Here is a 13,833-nt window from a genome sequence, read left to right on the forward strand (position 1 = left end):
TGCATCGCAAGGCGGAGCATGACCCGCGTACTGGATGTACTCGGGTCATGCGACAACGCGGCGAGGTGCCGTGCCGGACGCCGCGAGCCGGTGAACCTTTCCGGTCACAGCACTAGGGGTTGGTCCACGCCTCGGGGTCGTCCGCGAGGTGCAGGACGTCGTCGGGGAGCTTCGCCGCGGCCACGTCGGCCAGGGTGACTTCGCCGAGGATCTTGCGGACGTTGGCGCGGACGGCGATCCACAGCGGCAGGAGCGATTCGGCGGGTCCGATGTAGGAGAGGTCGGGCGGACGGACGCCGCGCACGGAGACCAGGGGGCCGTCCGCCACCCGGATGACCTCGGCGATGGCGATGGCGTCCGCCGGGCGGGCGAGCCGGTAGCCGCCCTTGCCGCCGCGCTGGCTGACGACGAGGCCGCCGCGGCGCATGTCGCCGAGGATGCCCTCGAGGAACTTGTGCGGGATGCCCTGGGCGTCGGCGATCGCCTCGGCCTTCAAGGAGGTGTCGTCGCCGGCCGCGGCCAGCTCCAGCGCCGCCCGCACCGCATAGTCCGCCCTGGCCGAGATCCGCATGTGCTGATTATCCCTCACGCGCTTCCCGCGCTCACCCACCGGTCCGGGGTGCCGTGAGCGGGGGCGGGAGGTCAGGCCGGCAGGTGGAACGGCGGGTGGGCGCCGTTGAGGAAGTAGTCCCCGATCTCGCGCAGCCGGTGGGCGACCGGCTCGCGCAGGGTGTGGGTGCGGGTGTCCCGCCAGAACCGGTCGAGGCCGTGCCGGGTGAACGCGGCGGGGGCGCCGATCGCTTCCAGGGCGCGGCTGGTGATCTCCTGCGCGGCCCGGGAGGCCGCGGCCTCGGCGGCGCCGGCGAGGACGGCGATCTCCGCGCACTCCTCGTCGTCGAGGTCCTCGCCCCGGTCGAGGCCGTCGACCAGGGCGTCCACCGCCTGGTCGGCGAGGGCGGACGCGGCCCGCGCGGCGACCGTGAGCTCGCCGTAGGCGGTGAGCGCGTACGGGTCCTGGGGCGGCCCGCCCGGCCAGGCCTGGGCCGAGAAGGGCTGCCAGGGCGTCCGTACGACCCGTCCGTGCTCCCGGACCTCGCCGAGCAGCCCTTCGGCGACGCCGAGACAGAACTGGGCGGAGACCAGGCGGGCGGTCGGCACGGACAGGCCGGCGAAGGGCGACAGCGCCCCGTCGTCCGGGGACAGCGACCCGAGGATGCCGTCCGCCCCGACGGGGACCGCGTCGAAGCCGACTCCGCCTCCCGCGGCGAGCCGCTGCCCGAAGGTGTCGCCGGCGCCCGCGCCGAGGACGCCGGGGTGGGCGGGGTCGACCAGGACGGCGACCGGTTCGCCGGTGCCGGGCACGGCGGCGCGGACGACCAGGCGGTCGGCGACGCCGACTCCGGTGTCGTAGCGCTGGTGGCCGTCCAGCAGATGCCCCTGCGCGGCCGGGGTGAGCATCAGCGGGGGTTCCTGGGAGGCGATGCCGCCGCCCCAGCACCACTGCCCGTCCGCGAAGGCGCGCTCGATCCGGGCGGCCCGCTCGGGTCCGCCGAAGAAGCGGGCGGTGGAGGACAAAAAGTAGTGGTTGCCGAGGAGTCGGCCGATGGCCCCGTCGGCGGCGGCGACGGTCCGTACGACGGCGTAGGCCGTGCGCCAGTCCGCTCCCCCGCCCCCGAGCGCGGCCGGGACGAGCAGGGTCAGCAGCCCCGACTCGCGCAGCCGGGCCACCTCGTCGTGCGGCGGCTTGCCCGCCTGCTCGCGCTCGGCCACGTCGGTGGCGAGGTCGTCGGCGAGGTCGCGCGCGATGTGCCGCCAGCCGGCGGGGGCCGGAACCGGGGCCGGTGCGGAGGTGTCCCGCCCGGCGTGGCCGGACACGGCGGCCGGGTCCGGTGGGGCGATCGTCATGGCGTCATCCTCACTCGCTCCACGGACCAGGGTCAACACTTCCCTAGTAATTCGATAGGAATTCTAGGGAACGTGTCTCGATCCCGCCGCTCACCGCCCCGCGAAGGGGACTTGGGCGGCCGGCGCCACGGCCGGGGTGCCGTGGAACGGGTGCGTCCACAACCCGCGCGCCGCCAGCCGCGGCAGCACGTTCTCCCCGAACCAGTACGCCTCCTCCAGGTGCGGGTAGCCGGAGAGCACGAACTCGTCGATGCCGAGCCGGTGGTACTCCTCGATCCGCTCGACGACCTCGTCGTGGCTGCCGACCAGCGCGGTGCCCGCGCCGCCCCGCACCAGCCCGATGCCCGCCCACAGGTTGGGGTGGATCTCCAGGTCGTCGGCCCGGCCGCCGTGCAGGGCGAGCATCCGCCGCTGCCCCTCGGACTCGCTGCGGGCCAGCCCGGCCTGCACGGCCCGGACGGTCTCCGTGTCGAAGCCCTGGAGCAGCCGTCGCGCCTCGGCCCACGCCTGTTCGGCGGTGTCCCGGGTGATGACGTGCAGCCGGATGCCGAAGCGCGGCTCACGGCCCCGCGCGCGGGCCAGTCCCCGCACCCAGGCGATCTTCTCCGCGACGGCGGCGGGCGGTTCGCCCCAGGTGAGGTAGACGTCAGCGTGCCGGGCGGCGACCTCCCCGGCGAGGGGCGAGGAACCGCCGAAGTACACCTCGGGCACCGGGTCCGGTACGCGGGCCAGCTTCGCGTCCTCGACCTGGAGGTGCTCGCCGACCAGGTCGACGCTCTTGCCCTCCCACAACCCCCGGACGATCTGCAGGAATTCGCCGGTGCGGCGGTAGCGGTCGTCCTTGTCGAGGAAGTCGCCGTAGGCGCGCTGCTCCTGGCTCTCGCCGCCGGTGACCACGTTGAGCAGGAGCCGGCCGCCGGTGTGCCGCTGGAAGGTGGACGCCATCTGCGCGGCGAGCGTCGGGGAGACGGCGCCGGGCCGGAACGCGACCAGGAACTTCAGGCGTTCGGTGTGCCGGCTGACCATGGCGGTGGTCAGCCAGGCGTCCTCGCACCAGGCACCCGTGGGGGTGAGGGCGCCGGTGAAGCCCAGGTCCTCGGCGGCGCCCGCGATCCGGCTGAGATAGGCGACGGACGGCGGCCGGTCGCGGCCCGAGGCCGTGGCGGGGCTGCCGTGGCCGCCGCCGACGACATGACGGCTGTCGCCGTTGGTGGGCAGGAACCAGTGGAAGGTGAGGGGCGGCACGGGTTCTCCGTTCGTGGTGGGCGGGGTGGGGGGGTGCGGGTGGTCAGCCGGTGGCCGCCAGCACCACGGGACGTCCGCCGAGTGCGAGCGAGAACTGGTCGGTGACCTGGGCCAGGGCCTCGGCGGACGCCGGGGCGACGGTGAGCGTGCCGTCGTCAGCCGCGGTGATGTCCTTGTCGAGGGTGAACCAGCCGGGTGTGATGTGGGCGGGCCCCATGGAGTTGAGGACGGGGCGCAGGGCGTAGTCGATCGCCAGCACATGTGCGGTGGTGCCGCCGGTGGCGAGCGGGAGGACGGTCTTGCCCGCGAGCGCGTACTGCGGGAGCAGGTCCAGCAGGGCCTTCAGCAGACCGGAGTAGGCGGCCTTGTAGACGGGGGTGCCGATGACGACCCCGTCGGCCCGCTCGAACAGGGCGGTGGCATCGACGATCGCCGGGTGCGCGAAGTCGGCGTGCAGCAGCGCCTCGGCGGGCAGGGTGCGCACGTCGAGCGGGATCACCTCGTGCCCCTGGGCCCGCAGCCGGTCGTCGAGCAGGCGCAGCAGCCTGGCGGTGCGGGAGGTGGCGGAGGGACTGCCGGAGACGGACAGGACGGTGGCCATGACGGGACCTTTCGGAGGTGGGGCGGGTATGTGGTCGGCGGTCCCGGGCCTGACGGGCAGGTCCGGGACCGGGGCGGTCAGATCACGGTCACCGGGTGGCGCACCACGGCGTCGAACAGATAGCCCTGGGTGTTGGGCACGGACACGTCGGGCTGGCGCCGGCCGGCGGTGTCGGTGGCGCGGGCCAGCAGCTGGGTGGCGCCTCGACCGGTGGGCCGCCAGGGCACGGACCAGCGGGTCCACGTGCCGGCGCGGGGCCGGTCGTGGAGGTCGGCCCGCCGCCAGGTCGCCCCGCCGTCGGTGCTGACGTCGACACGTGCCACGCCGCCGGCGCCCGACCAGGATCGCCCGTGCAGGACATGGCCGCGTCCGGCGGTGAAGGTGGCGCCGGACGCCAGCTCGAACGCGCTCTTGAGGGTCTGCCGGGTCAGCGGGGCGCTGTCCTGCGGCGGGTGGGCGGGCCCGAACAGCCGGTAGAAGGTGGTGTTCCAGGGCGAGTACAGCGGCTGCGCGGACACCTCGATGTCGCCGACCCACTTGATGGACGCGATGCCCACCCAGGAGGGCACAAGGACCCGGACCGGGTACCCGTGGTCGTGGGGCAGCGGCTCGCCGTTCATCTCGTAGGCGAGCAGGACGTCGTCGAGGGCCTTGGCGAGCGGCAGCGGCCGGCGCACCCGGCCGAGGCTCTCGCCCTCGCTGACGTACTCGGCGTCCAGGCCGCGCGGCTGCACGTCCACGGCGTGCCGGGACAGTCCGGCGCGGCGCAGGACGTCGACGAGGCGGACCCCGCGCCAGCGGGCGACGCCGATCGCGCCGAGGGTCCAGGCGGTGCCGCTCACCGTCTCGCCCTGCTGGGTCGCGTAGTGGCTGCGGCCGTTGCCGGCGCACTCCACGAACGCGGTGCGGGTGACGGACGGCAGGGCGCGCAGGTCGTCGTAGCCGAACTCCACGGGCCGGTCCTCGGCGGGGGTGCCGCGCAGTCCGCTGCCCCACAGCCGCAGCCGCCAGTCGGCGGCGTCCAGGACGGGGGTGGCGGTGTGGTTGCGGACGAAGAACCGCTCGTTGGGGGTGTGGTGGCCGGTGCCGCGCAGCGCCTCCCAGCGGGTCTCGGCGTTGGTGCCGCGCTGGATGAACCACTCGGGCGGCAGCGGTTTGACGATGGGTCCGGCGGCGGCGTGGGCGGTGCGCGGCGCGGGCAGCGTGGTCGCGGCGGCGGTGGCGGCGAGGAGGGTGAGCATGCGGCGCCTGCTGACGCCGTCCGCTCTGGCGTCACCGGCCAGCCACTGGCGCAGTCTGCTGCGGTCGTAGGCGGCCTCGTCGAGCCGGGTGGCGGGGGTGGTGCCGGGCGGGATCATGGCGGGTCCTCCTCGAAGAGACGCGAACGGGCGCGAGGGGCGCGAAGGGGCGGGGCGGACGGGTCAGAGGACCTTGGACAGGAAGGCGCGGGTGCGTTCCTGCCGGGGCGCGTCGAGGACGGTGGCGGGGGGTCCTTGTTCCACGACGAGTCCGTCGTCCATGAACACCACGGTGTCGGCGACCTCGCGGGCGAAGCCGATCTCATGGGTCACGACGACCATCGTGGTGCCCGTGCCGGCCAGGTCCTTGATGACGTCGAGGACCTCGCCGACGAGTTCCGGGTCGAGCGCGGAGGTCGGCTCGTCGAAGAGCAGCACCTTGGGTTCCAGGGCGAGCGCGCGGGCGATGGCCACGCGCTGCTGCTGCCCGCCGGAGAGCTGCCGGGGGTAGGCGCCGGCCTTGTCGGCGAGGCCGACCCGGTCGAGGAGCCGGCGGGCCGTCGCCACGGCCGTCGCCCGCGGTACGCGCCGCGCGGAGACGGGGGCCTCGACGAGGTTGTCCAGGACGGTCAGATGCGGGAACAGGTTGAAGTTCTGGAAGACGAACCCGATGCGGGTGCGCTGCCGCAGGACGTCCTTCTCCTTCAGTTCGTGCAGCTTGTCGCCGACGCGGCGGTGGCCGACGAGTTCGCCGTCGACTCTGATCCAGCCCCGGTCGACCTTCTCCAGGTGGTTGATGGTGCGCAGCAGCGTCGACTTGCCGGAGCCGGACGGGCCGAGGATCACGGTGACCTCGCCCTCCCGGACCCGCAGGTCGATCCCGCGCAGCACGTCCAGCGGCCCGAAGCTCTTGTGGACGTGGTGGACGTCGATCATGACGTCGCTCATGGGTCCTCCCCTGTCTCCGCCTGCCGGTCAGGTGTGTTCGGGCGGGTTGATGCGCGACGCGTCGATCGCGGAGGCGGTGGTGCCCCACTTGGCGAGGACGCGCCGGTAGGTGCCGTCCTCGATGAGCCGGTCCACGGCGGCGCGGAACGCCTTGGTGAGCGGGGAGCCCTTCTTGAAGGCGAAGCCCACGTCGAGGCGGTGGTACTCGCCGAGGAAGCGGGTGTGGGAGGCGGGCTGGGCCGCCTGGTACCGCAGTCCGTTGATGGTCGACATGATGACGTCGATCCGGCCCTGCTGGAGCGCGGTGAGGGTCGCGGCGTTCTCCGAGTAGACCTTCACGTCGTACGGCTTCTTGCCGGCCTTCGCGCACACGTCCTTCTGGGCGGTGAGGGTGGCCTCGAAGGTGGTGCCGGCGCCGGTGCCGATGGTCAGCCCGCACAGCTGGGTCAGGTCGGTGACCTTCTTGGTGAGGGCGCTGTTGTCGTCCTTCACGGCGAAGCCCTGGCCGTCGTTGATGTAGGTGACGAAGTCGATGGTCTTCAGACGTTCGCTGGTGACCCCGAAGTTGCCCGTGCCGACGTCGTACTTGCCGCTGCCGAGGGCGGGCAGGATCGTCTCGAAGGAGGCGTCCTGCCGTTCCAGCTTCAGACCGAGGACCTTGGCGACGGCGTCGGCGAGGTCGATGTCCTGCCCCGCGGGCGCCTTGTCGGTGCCGTTCGGGTAGTACGCGCCGGGCGGGAAGCCGATCGAGCTGCCGATCTTGAGTGTCCCGGACTCGCGGACGTCCTCGGGCAGCAGGGCGGCGACGGAGTCCACCTCGCGGACGGCGGCGACCGGGTCGTCGGTGGGCGCGGGCGAGCCCTGGGCGCCCACGGCCGCCGCGCCGGTGTCGCCGGAGCCGCAGGCCGTCAGCGTGAGCAGGGGCAGCAGGGCGAGCGCGGCGGTGGCGCGCAGTCGTGTGCGCGGGGGGCGGTGGGTCACTGGTCCAGGGCCTTTCCGGGGTGTTCCGGCGCGATGGGGTGCGGGGTGAGGTGTTTCTCGAAGGGCAGCGGGCCGATGGTCTCCGGGTCGGCCCGGGTGTCGAACAGCGGTGTGTAGCCCGTGGCGAGGTAGAGGCCGCGGGCTTCGGGCTGGCGGGGTCCGGTCGTCAGGTAGACGCGCCGGTATCCGCGTTCGCGGGCCTCGCGCTCCAGTTCGGCGACGACCCGGCGGGCGAGGCCGCGCCTGCGGTGCGCGGAGTGCGTCCAGATCCGCTTCAGTTCGGCGGTGTCCGGGCCGTGGCGGCGGAAGGCGCCGCCCGCGACGGGCTCGCCCCGCTCCAGGAGCAGCAGGAGCAGGCCGCCCCGGGCGGGGGTGAACTCCTCGTCGGGGTACCGGGAGATCTCGGCGTGCGCGTCCTTGCCGTAGCGCGTGGAGTACTCGTGGGCGAGTTCGCTGAGCAGGGGTCCGACCCGTGGGTCCGAGATCGGGACGTGGACGACGGTCAGTTCGGGAGCGGAGGTCATCCGGTCACCGCCGTCAGGGTGCGGGGGCCGCGGGCGGCGCGCTCGGCGTCGCGCTTGGCGACCTCCTCGCGGACGATCGGGATGACGTACCGGCCGAAGTCGATGGCGTCGTCGAGCAGGTCGTAGCCGCGCGCGGAGAGGATGCCGACGCCGAGGTCGTAGTAGTCGAGGAGTGCCTGCGCGACCGTCTCGGGCGTGCCGACCAGGGCGTTGGAGTTGCCCGCTCCCCCGGTGGCGGCGGCGGTCCGGGTCCACAGGGCGCGGTCGTAGCGCTCGCCGGCCTCGGCGATGGCGACGAGCCGCTGGGAGCCGGTGTTCTGGGGTGCCTCACCGCGGTGGTGACGGACGACTCCGGAGGCGCGGCGCTCGCGGATGGCGCCGACGGTGCGGTGCGCCTTCTCCCAGGCGAGTTCCTCGGTGGGCGCGATGATCGGGCGGAAGGCGACCTGGACGCGGGGGACGTCGGTGCGGCCCGCGGCCCGGGCGGCGGCCCTGACGTGCTCGATCTGCTCGGCGGTCTTCGCGAGGGGTTCGCCCCACAGGCAGTAGACGTCGGCCTCGGCGCCGCCGGCCGCGTACGCGGCCGGGGACGAACCGCCGAAGGAGACGCCGGGGCGGGGCTGCTGGACGGGGAACACGTCGCTGACGAAGTCGTGGAAGCGGTAGTGGTCGCCCTCGTGGTCGAAGGGTTCGCGGGTGGTCCAGATCTTCTTGACGATCCGGATGTACTCGCGGGTGCGGGCGTACCGCTCGTCCTTGGTGAGGGTGTCGCCCTCGCGGCCCTGCTCGTGGTCGTTGCCGCCGGTGATGAAGTGGACGGTGAGCCGGCCCTCGCTGATCTGGTCGAGGGTGGCGAACGTCTTGGCGGCGAAGGTCGGGTAGGAGACGTTGGGCCGGTGGGCGAGGAGGATCTGCAGGCGCTCCAGGCGGCTCGCGATGAAGGCGGCGGCGGGCGCGGGGTCGGGCGACCCCGATCCGTAGGCGAACAGCACCCGGTCCCAGCCGTGCTCCTCGTGGGCGCGGGCGAGCCGGAGCGTGTAGTCCTTGTCGAACGCGGGGCCGGAGCGCGGTGTGGTTTCGGATCCGTCGTGGGTGGCGGCGATGCCGAGGAACTCGACGGGCATGGCAGGGGTGCCTTTCAGCGTGGGCGGCGGCCTGCGGGCATGCGGAACTGCCCTGCGGCGGCGCGCGGGTGAGGAGCCGTCAGGTCGACGGCGGGGGTTCGGGCGTGACGACGACGGAGTCGGTTCAGGAGGAGCTGCGGCAGCGCGCGTGAGAGGAGAGCTCGGCCCGCGACGGGGTCACCGAGGGAGGGAAGGGCCGGTCAGGCGGCCCGCTGCCGTGTCAGGCGCAACACGCCGCGGACCACACCCGACCGAAGTCGATGTGATCGCGCGTGACCAAGCGCTGCTGGGCAGTCATGGGGACCATTGAGCAGTACGTCGTCCGGCCCGTCAAGCAGCGCCCGTATGCCGGACCGCCCCGGACCCGTGCGTCGCGGCCCTGTTGACAGGGCGACGTCAGGGGCACATACGATCGACGGCGGACCGGCTGTGCGCTGTGCGGCAGCCTCTCCGGCCGCGTTGAGGGACGCGGCGAGCGTGACGACACCGGACGACCCCGGCACCCCGTGCGTGCCGCGGGGTCACCCACGCCCGCGTTCCCTCCCCCCGGAGAGCCCTTCCATGGTCACCTCGCCCGACGTCTCGTCCCTGCCCGTCACCAAGAGTCCCGGCACGTCCGGCCCTCCACCGGGCGCCGAACCCCGGATCGTGCCGCGCCGGCACACCGGCCGGTGGCTGACCGCCGCCTTCGCGCTGCTGCTGTTCGCGATGGTGGTGAACTCCGTCGTCCGCAACGAGGCCTTCCAATGGGGCGTGGTGGGAAGGTACTTCACCACGACCGCCGTGCTCGACGGGCTGCTGTTGTCCCTGTGGCTGACCGCCGTGGTCATGGTGCTGGGCTTTGTGCTCGGGACCGTGCTCGCCGTGATGCGGCTGTCGGCGAACCCGGTGCTGCGCACGCTGAGCTGGGGCTATGTGTGGATCTTCCGGTCCACGCCGCTGCTGGTGCAGCTGCTGTTCTGGTTCAACGTCGGCGCGCTCTACCCGACGCTCGGCCTCGGCATCCCCTTCGGCCCGCAGTTCGTCACCGTGAAGACGGTCAACCTGCTCGGTCCCACGCTCACCGCCGTCATCGGCCTGACCCTGCACGAGTCCGCGTACGCGGCCGAGGTGGTGCGCGGCGGCATCCTGTCCGTCGACGCCGGGCAGACGGAGGCCGCGCAGGCGCTCGGGCTGAGCAGGGGCCGTACCCTGCGGCGGATCGTCGTCCCGCAGGCGATGCGCTCGATCGTGCCGACCGCGGGGAACATGCTGATCGGCACCCTGAAGGGCACCAGCATCGTCAGTGTGCTCGCCGTGCACGACCTGCTGTACTCGGTGCAGTTGATCTACAACCAGACGTACCAGATCATCCCGCTGCTCATGGTCGCCACGCTGTGGTACATCGCCGTCACGACGGTGCTCAGCGCCGGGCAGTTCTACGTCGAGCGGTACTACGCGCGCGGCAACTCCCGCGCCCTGCCACCCACTCCGCTGCGACGGGCCCGGGACCAACTGCTTCTGCTGCGGCGCCGGCTGGGTACGGCGACCGCGTCCGACGCCCGTCCCGTGATCGGCGGTGACCGGTGAGCGCGGACTCCTCCCCGCCGGTCCTGGTCGTCGTCGGCGCGGGACCCCGCGCGACGGGACTGCTGGAGCGCATCGCCGCCAACGCCCCCGAACTGTGGCGCGGGGACGACCGGTTGCACGTCCATCTGGTCGACCCGCACCCGCCGGGGCCGGGTCGTATCTGGCGCCAGGAGCAGTCCGCGCTGCTGCGGATGAACTCCATGGCGGAGGACGTGACCATGTTCACCGACGAGTCCTCCACCATCGAAGGCCCCGTGCGGCCGGGGCCCTCGCTCGCCGAGTGGGCCGCCCAGTTCTCGGGGCGGGGTCCGCGCCACGCGCCGTACGCCGAGCCCGCCGACCCGGACGTTCTGGCCGAGCTGCGGGGTCTGGCCGGCTCCGACTTCCCCACCCGGCGGGCCCAAAGCGCCTATCTGGAGTGGGTGTTCCGCCGGGTGCTGACCGAACTGCCGCCGGGGATCACCGTCGAGTGGCACCGGACGACCGCGACCGCCGTCACCGGTCCGCCCGACGGGCCGCAGGAGGTGCGTCTGGCCGGCCGCGCCGACCCGCTCGTCGCCGACCTCGTGGTGCTGGCGCAGGGCCATCTCGGCTCGGCACCGGACGCCGGGCACCGCGCGCACGCGGACTTCGCGCGTCGCCACGGTCTCTTCCATCTGCCGCCCGCGTTCTCCTCGGACGCCGACCTGTCCGCGCTGCGGCCAGGCGAGGACGTGATCCTGCGCGGCTTCGGCCTGGCGTTCGTGGACCTGGTGTCGCTGCTCACCGAGGGCCGAGGGGGCGTCTTCCGCACCGGGGCCGACGGCCCGCTCACCTATGTGCCGTCCGGCCGTGAGCCGGTCCTGCACGTCGGGTCGCGCCGCGGGGTGCCGTACCACTCGAAGACGCGCTACCGGCTCCAGGGCCCCCGACCGCCGCTGCCCCGGCACTTCGGGCCCGAGGCCGTCGACGCGCTGCTCGCCGAGGGCCGCCCCCTGGAGCTGCGGCGCGACGTGTGGCCGCTGATGGCGAAGGAGATCGGGTTCGGCCACTACCACGAGCTGTTCCACGCCCATCCCGAGCGCACGGCGCTGCCCTGGACGGAGTTCTCGGCCGCCTACGGCGAACTGGGCTGGTACGACGACGCCATGACCGCCCTCGTCGCACGGGCCGTGCCCGATCCCACGGACCGGCTGGACTTCGAGGCGCTGGACCGCCCCCTGGACGGTCTGGCGTTCCCGACGGCCGAGGCGTTCCAGGAGCATCTGCGCGACCATGTGGCCGCCGACGTCGCCCGCCGCGAGGACCCGGCGTTCAGCGCCGACCTCGGGGCGTTCTACGCGCTGCTCTCGGTGTACGGGCAGTTGCCGCGTCTGGTCGCCGCCGGACGGCTGACCGCGCGCTCCCTCGCCACGGAGCTGGACGGCTGGTGGCACGGGTTCTTCAGCTTCCTGGCCTCGGGGCCGCCCGGCTTCCGGCTGCGGCAGCTGCTGGCCCTCTCGCGGGCCGGGATCGTCCGCTTCCTGGGCGCCGGCGTCTCGGTCGGCACGGACGAGGAGACCGGCACGTTCACGGCGTCCAGCCCCACGGTGCCCGGTCATGCCGTCCACGCGAGCGCCCTGATCGAGGCGTATCTGCCGGGGCCCAGTCTGGAGCGGACCGAGGACCGGCTGCTGGGCGGGCTGTACCGGGCGGGCGCGCTGACCGAGGAGGTCGTCTCCGACGCCGGGCACCGGCACCGCTCGGGCCTGCTGGCGGTCGTCCCCACGGATGGGCACGTCCTCGACCCGTCCCTGGGCGGCCCGCACCCGCGCCGGATCGCGCTGGGCGCCCCGACCAACAGCCGTGCCGTCGCCGCGTTCGCCCGTCCCCGTACGGACGCCCCCGGTTTCCGGCAGAACGACGCCGTCGCGCGCGCTCTTCTGCGCGCCCTGCGCGCCGCCCCCGTGACCTGCGGCATCTCGAATGACGAGAAGGAAGTGTCCATTATATGAAAAGCCTCTTGGGGTAGCGCCCACCTTCTGCCACGATCCCCATCAACCAGGTAGGAAAACTATGGATCTGCGGGGTGGGGTGGCCATGAGCGCGCGTGACCACGCAGAGCTGTGCCGTCTGCTGCTGACCTCGCGCCGGCACATCGACTTCGCCCGCACGTCCAGCGCCATCTGTCGGGGCCGCTGACGCCCGCGCGGGACCTGTCCGCACCATTCCTGGGTCACCCCCGCCGGCACCGTCCGTGCCCGGCGCTCCGCCGCGGCGCGCGATGTGCGCGCCGCCGCCCTTTCCTGCTCACTCATCCCTGAGAGGACACCTCCGTGTCTGCCGCTCGCCCGCTCACCACCCTGCGCACCGTCGCCGTCCTCGCCGCGCTCCCCCTGCTGCTGACCGCCTGCGGCTACGGCGCAGACTCCGACTCCGACGACGGCAAGAAGGCCGAGGTCGCGGCGGACGCCAAGAAGCTCTCCTCCGACACGGTGAAGATCGGCTACTTCCCGAACCTCACGCACGCCACCGCCCTGGTGGGTGTCCAGGAAGGCCTGCTCCAGAAGGAGCTGGGCGGCACGAAGATCGAGCCGTCGACCTTCAACGCCGGCCCGTCCGAGATCGAGGCGCTCAACTCCGGCTCCATCGACATCGGCTGGATCGGCCCGTCCCCGTCCATCAACGGTTACACCAAGGCACAGGGCAAGAACCTGCGGATCATCTCCGGTTCGGCCTCGGGCGGCGTCAAGCTCGTCGTGAACCCGAAGAAGATCAAGTCCCTCAAGGACGTCAAGGGCAAGAGGATCGCCACCCCGCAGCTCGGCAACACCCAGGACGTGGCGCTGCTCAACTGGATCTCCGAGCAGGGCTGGAAGGTCGACGCCGAGAGCGGCAAGGGCGACGTCTCCGTCGTGCGCACCGACAACAAGATCACCCCCGACGCCTACAAGTCGGGCTCCATCGACGGCGCTTGGGTGCCGGAGCCGACCGCCTCGAAGCTGGTCGCCGACGGTGCCAAGGTGCTCCTGGACGAGTCCGACCTGTGGCCCGACAAGAAGTTCGTGATCACGAACATCATCGTGTCGCAGAGCTTCCTGAAGGACCACCCGGACGTCGTCGAGGCCGTGCTGCGCGGTTCGGTGAAGACCAACGAGTGGATCAACGCCAACCCGGACCAGGCCAAGGCGTCCGCGAACAAGGCGCTGGAGAGCCTGTCCGGCAAGGCCCTGCCCGCGAACGTGCTCGACCCGGCGTGGAAGTCGATCGCCTTCCTGGACGACCCGCTGGCGGCCACCCTCGACACCCAGGCCGAGCACTCGGTGGCGTCCGGCCTCCTGGACGAGACCGACCTCAAGGGCATCTACGACCTCCGTCCGCTGAACAAGGTCCTGAAGGCCGAGGGCAAGGACGCGGTCGACGACGCCGGACTCGGCGTCAAGTAACCGCGCCACCGCATCCGTTCAGTCCCCCAGGAGGTGACGACCATGACCACCACGACGGTCACGACCGAGAAGGTCGCCGAGGACGCCGCGCAGGCGTCCCGTGCCGCCCGGATCGAGCATGTCTCGAAGTCCTTCGCCGGCCCGGCCGGGCAGCAGCTCGTCCTCGACGACATCACCCTCGACGTCGCCCCGGGTGAGTTCGTCACCCTCCTGGGGGCCTCCGGCTGCGGCAAGTCCACCCTGCTCAACCTGGTCGCCGGCCTCGACCGGCCCAGCGCGGGCACCATCACCACC

At 72.8% G+C, this 13,833-nt stretch carries 14 protein-coding genes; 5 read left to right on the forward strand and 9 right to left on the reverse strand.

Annotated features, from left to right (window positions below; translation table 11 throughout):
- Window positions 1-112: 112 nt before the first annotated feature.
- The 9 genes from ADL34_RS31195 to ADL34_RS31235 all read right to left on the reverse strand — a co-directional run bounded on the left by ADL34_RS31195 (window position 113) and on the right by ADL34_RS31235 (window position 8,566).
- Window positions 113-571, reverse strand: coding sequence for an RrF2 family transcriptional regulator (locus ADL34_RS31195; protein ID WP_062739843.1), 459 nt, complete (start codon window positions 569-571; stop codon window positions 113-115).
- A 71-nt stretch (window positions 572-642) separates the two neighbouring features.
- Entirely contained in the window at window positions 643-1,905 is a 1,263-nt protein-coding gene (locus ADL34_RS31200) for an acyl-CoA dehydrogenase family protein (protein WP_079034331.1), read from the reverse strand.
- 90 nt (window positions 1,906-1,995) lie between these two features.
- Window positions 1,996-3,150, reverse strand: a complete 1,155-nt coding sequence (locus ADL34_RS31205) for an LLM class flavin-dependent oxidoreductase (protein ID WP_062671162.1) — start codon at window positions 3,148-3,150, stop codon at window positions 1,996-1,998.
- A 43-nt stretch (window positions 3,151-3,193) separates the two neighbouring features.
- Window positions 3,194-3,751 (reverse strand): NADPH-dependent FMN reductase, encoded by a 558-nt coding sequence (gene ssuE, locus ADL34_RS31210; protein ID WP_062671164.1) that lies wholly within the window; start codon window positions 3,749-3,751, stop codon window positions 3,194-3,196.
- A gap of 77 nt (window positions 3,752-3,828) precedes the next feature.
- On the reverse strand, window positions 3,829-5,109 hold the full coding sequence (locus ADL34_RS31215) for a sulfite oxidase (RefSeq protein WP_062671166.1): 1,281 nt from the start codon (window positions 5,107-5,109) through the stop codon (window positions 3,829-3,831).
- A 63-nt stretch (window positions 5,110-5,172) separates the two neighbouring features.
- On the reverse strand, window positions 5,173-5,937 hold the full coding sequence (locus ADL34_RS31220; protein WP_062671168.1) for an amino acid ABC transporter ATP-binding protein: 765 nt from the start codon (window positions 5,935-5,937) through the stop codon (window positions 5,173-5,175).
- Window positions 5,938-5,964: 27 nt separating this feature from the next.
- Complete coding sequence (locus ADL34_RS31225; protein WP_062671170.1) at window positions 5,965-6,918, reverse strand: ABC transporter substrate-binding protein; 954 nt, start codon at window positions 6,916-6,918, stop codon at window positions 5,965-5,967.
- Entirely contained in the window at window positions 6,915-7,442 is a 528-nt protein-coding gene (locus ADL34_RS31230; protein ID WP_062671172.1) for a GNAT family N-acetyltransferase, read from the reverse strand. Before ADL34_RS31230 ends, ADL34_RS31225 begins: the two co-directional genes overlap by 4 nt.
- On the reverse strand, window positions 7,439-8,566 hold the full coding sequence (locus tag ADL34_RS31235) for an LLM class flavin-dependent oxidoreductase (protein WP_062671174.1): 1,128 nt from the start codon (window positions 8,564-8,566) through the stop codon (window positions 7,439-7,441). Before ADL34_RS31235 ends, ADL34_RS31230 begins: the two co-directional genes overlap by 4 nt.
- 561 nt (window positions 8,567-9,127) lie before the next feature.
- On the opposite strand from ADL34_RS31235, the gene ADL34_RS31240 reads away from it, so the two are divergent.
- The 5 genes from ADL34_RS31240 to ADL34_RS31255 form a co-directional block, all read left to right on the forward strand.
- Window positions 9,128-10,135: an amino acid ABC transporter permease gene (locus tag ADL34_RS31240; RefSeq protein WP_062671176.1), complete on the forward strand. Its 1,008-nt coding sequence runs from the start codon at window positions 9,128-9,130 to the stop codon at window positions 10,133-10,135.
- Window positions 10,132-12,108, forward strand: coding sequence for an FAD/NAD(P)-binding protein (locus ADL34_RS31245; protein WP_062671178.1), 1,977 nt, complete (start codon window positions 10,132-10,134; stop codon window positions 12,106-12,108). The genes ADL34_RS31240 and ADL34_RS31245 overlap by 4 nt, the downstream gene beginning before the upstream one ends.
- Window positions 12,109-12,193: 85 nt before the next feature.
- The gene (locus tag ADL34_RS37165) at window positions 12,194-12,295 is read left to right on the forward strand and encodes a putative leader peptide (protein WP_324610579.1); all 102 of its coding nucleotides are present in this window, start codon (window positions 12,194-12,196) and stop codon (window positions 12,293-12,295) included.
- A 134-nt stretch (window positions 12,296-12,429) separates the two neighbouring features.
- A complete protein-coding gene (locus ADL34_RS31250; RefSeq protein ID WP_062671179.1) occupies window positions 12,430-13,539 on the forward strand; it encodes an ABC transporter substrate-binding protein in 1,110 nt (369 codons plus the stop codon).
- Window positions 13,540-13,581: 42 nt separating this feature from the next.
- A partial coding sequence (locus ADL34_RS31255; protein WP_159039006.1) for an ATP-binding cassette domain-containing protein occupies window positions 13,582-13,833 on the forward strand: 252 nt, incomplete at its 3' end.

The organism is Streptomyces sp. NRRL WC-3605 (genome assembly GCF_001509795.1).
Lineage (GTDB): Bacteria > Actinomycetota > Actinomycetes > Streptomycetales > Streptomycetaceae > Streptomyces > Streptomyces viridochromogenes.

Bases quoted from the DNA above. Each gene is read 5' to 3' on its own strand.
- ADL34_RS31195 (WP_062739843.1), bottom strand. From the start codon at position 571: ATGCGGATCTCGGCCAGGGCGGACTATGCGGTGCGGGCGGCGCTGGAG.
- ADL34_RS31200 (WP_079034331.1), bottom strand. From the start codon at position 1,905: ATGACGATCGCCCCACCGGACCCGGCCGCCGTGTCCGGCCACGCCGGG.
- ssuE (WP_062671164.1), bottom strand. From the start codon at position 3,751: ATGGCCACCGTCCTGTCCGTCTCCGGCAGTCCCTCCGCCACCTCCCGC.
- ADL34_RS31215 (WP_062671166.1), bottom strand. From the start codon at position 5,109: ATGATCCCGCCCGGCACCACCCCCGCCACCCGGCTCGACGAGGCCGCC.
- ADL34_RS31220 (WP_062671168.1), bottom strand. From the start codon at position 5,937: ATGAGCGACGTCATGATCGACGTCCACCACGTCCACAAGAGCTTCGGG.
- ADL34_RS31230 (WP_062671172.1), bottom strand. From the start codon at position 7,442: ATGACCTCCGCTCCCGAACTGACCGTCGTCCACGTCCCGATCTCGGAC.
- ADL34_RS31235 (WP_062671174.1), bottom strand. From the start codon at position 8,566: ATGCCCGTCGAGTTCCTCGGCATCGCCGCCACCCACGACGGATCCGAA.
- ADL34_RS31240 (WP_062671176.1), top strand. From the start codon at position 9,128: ATGGTCACCTCGCCCGACGTCTCGTCCCTGCCCGTCACCAAGAGTCCC.
- ADL34_RS37165 (WP_324610579.1), top strand. From the start codon at position 12,194: ATGAGCGCGCGTGACCACGCAGAGCTGTGCCGTCTGCTGCTGACCTCG.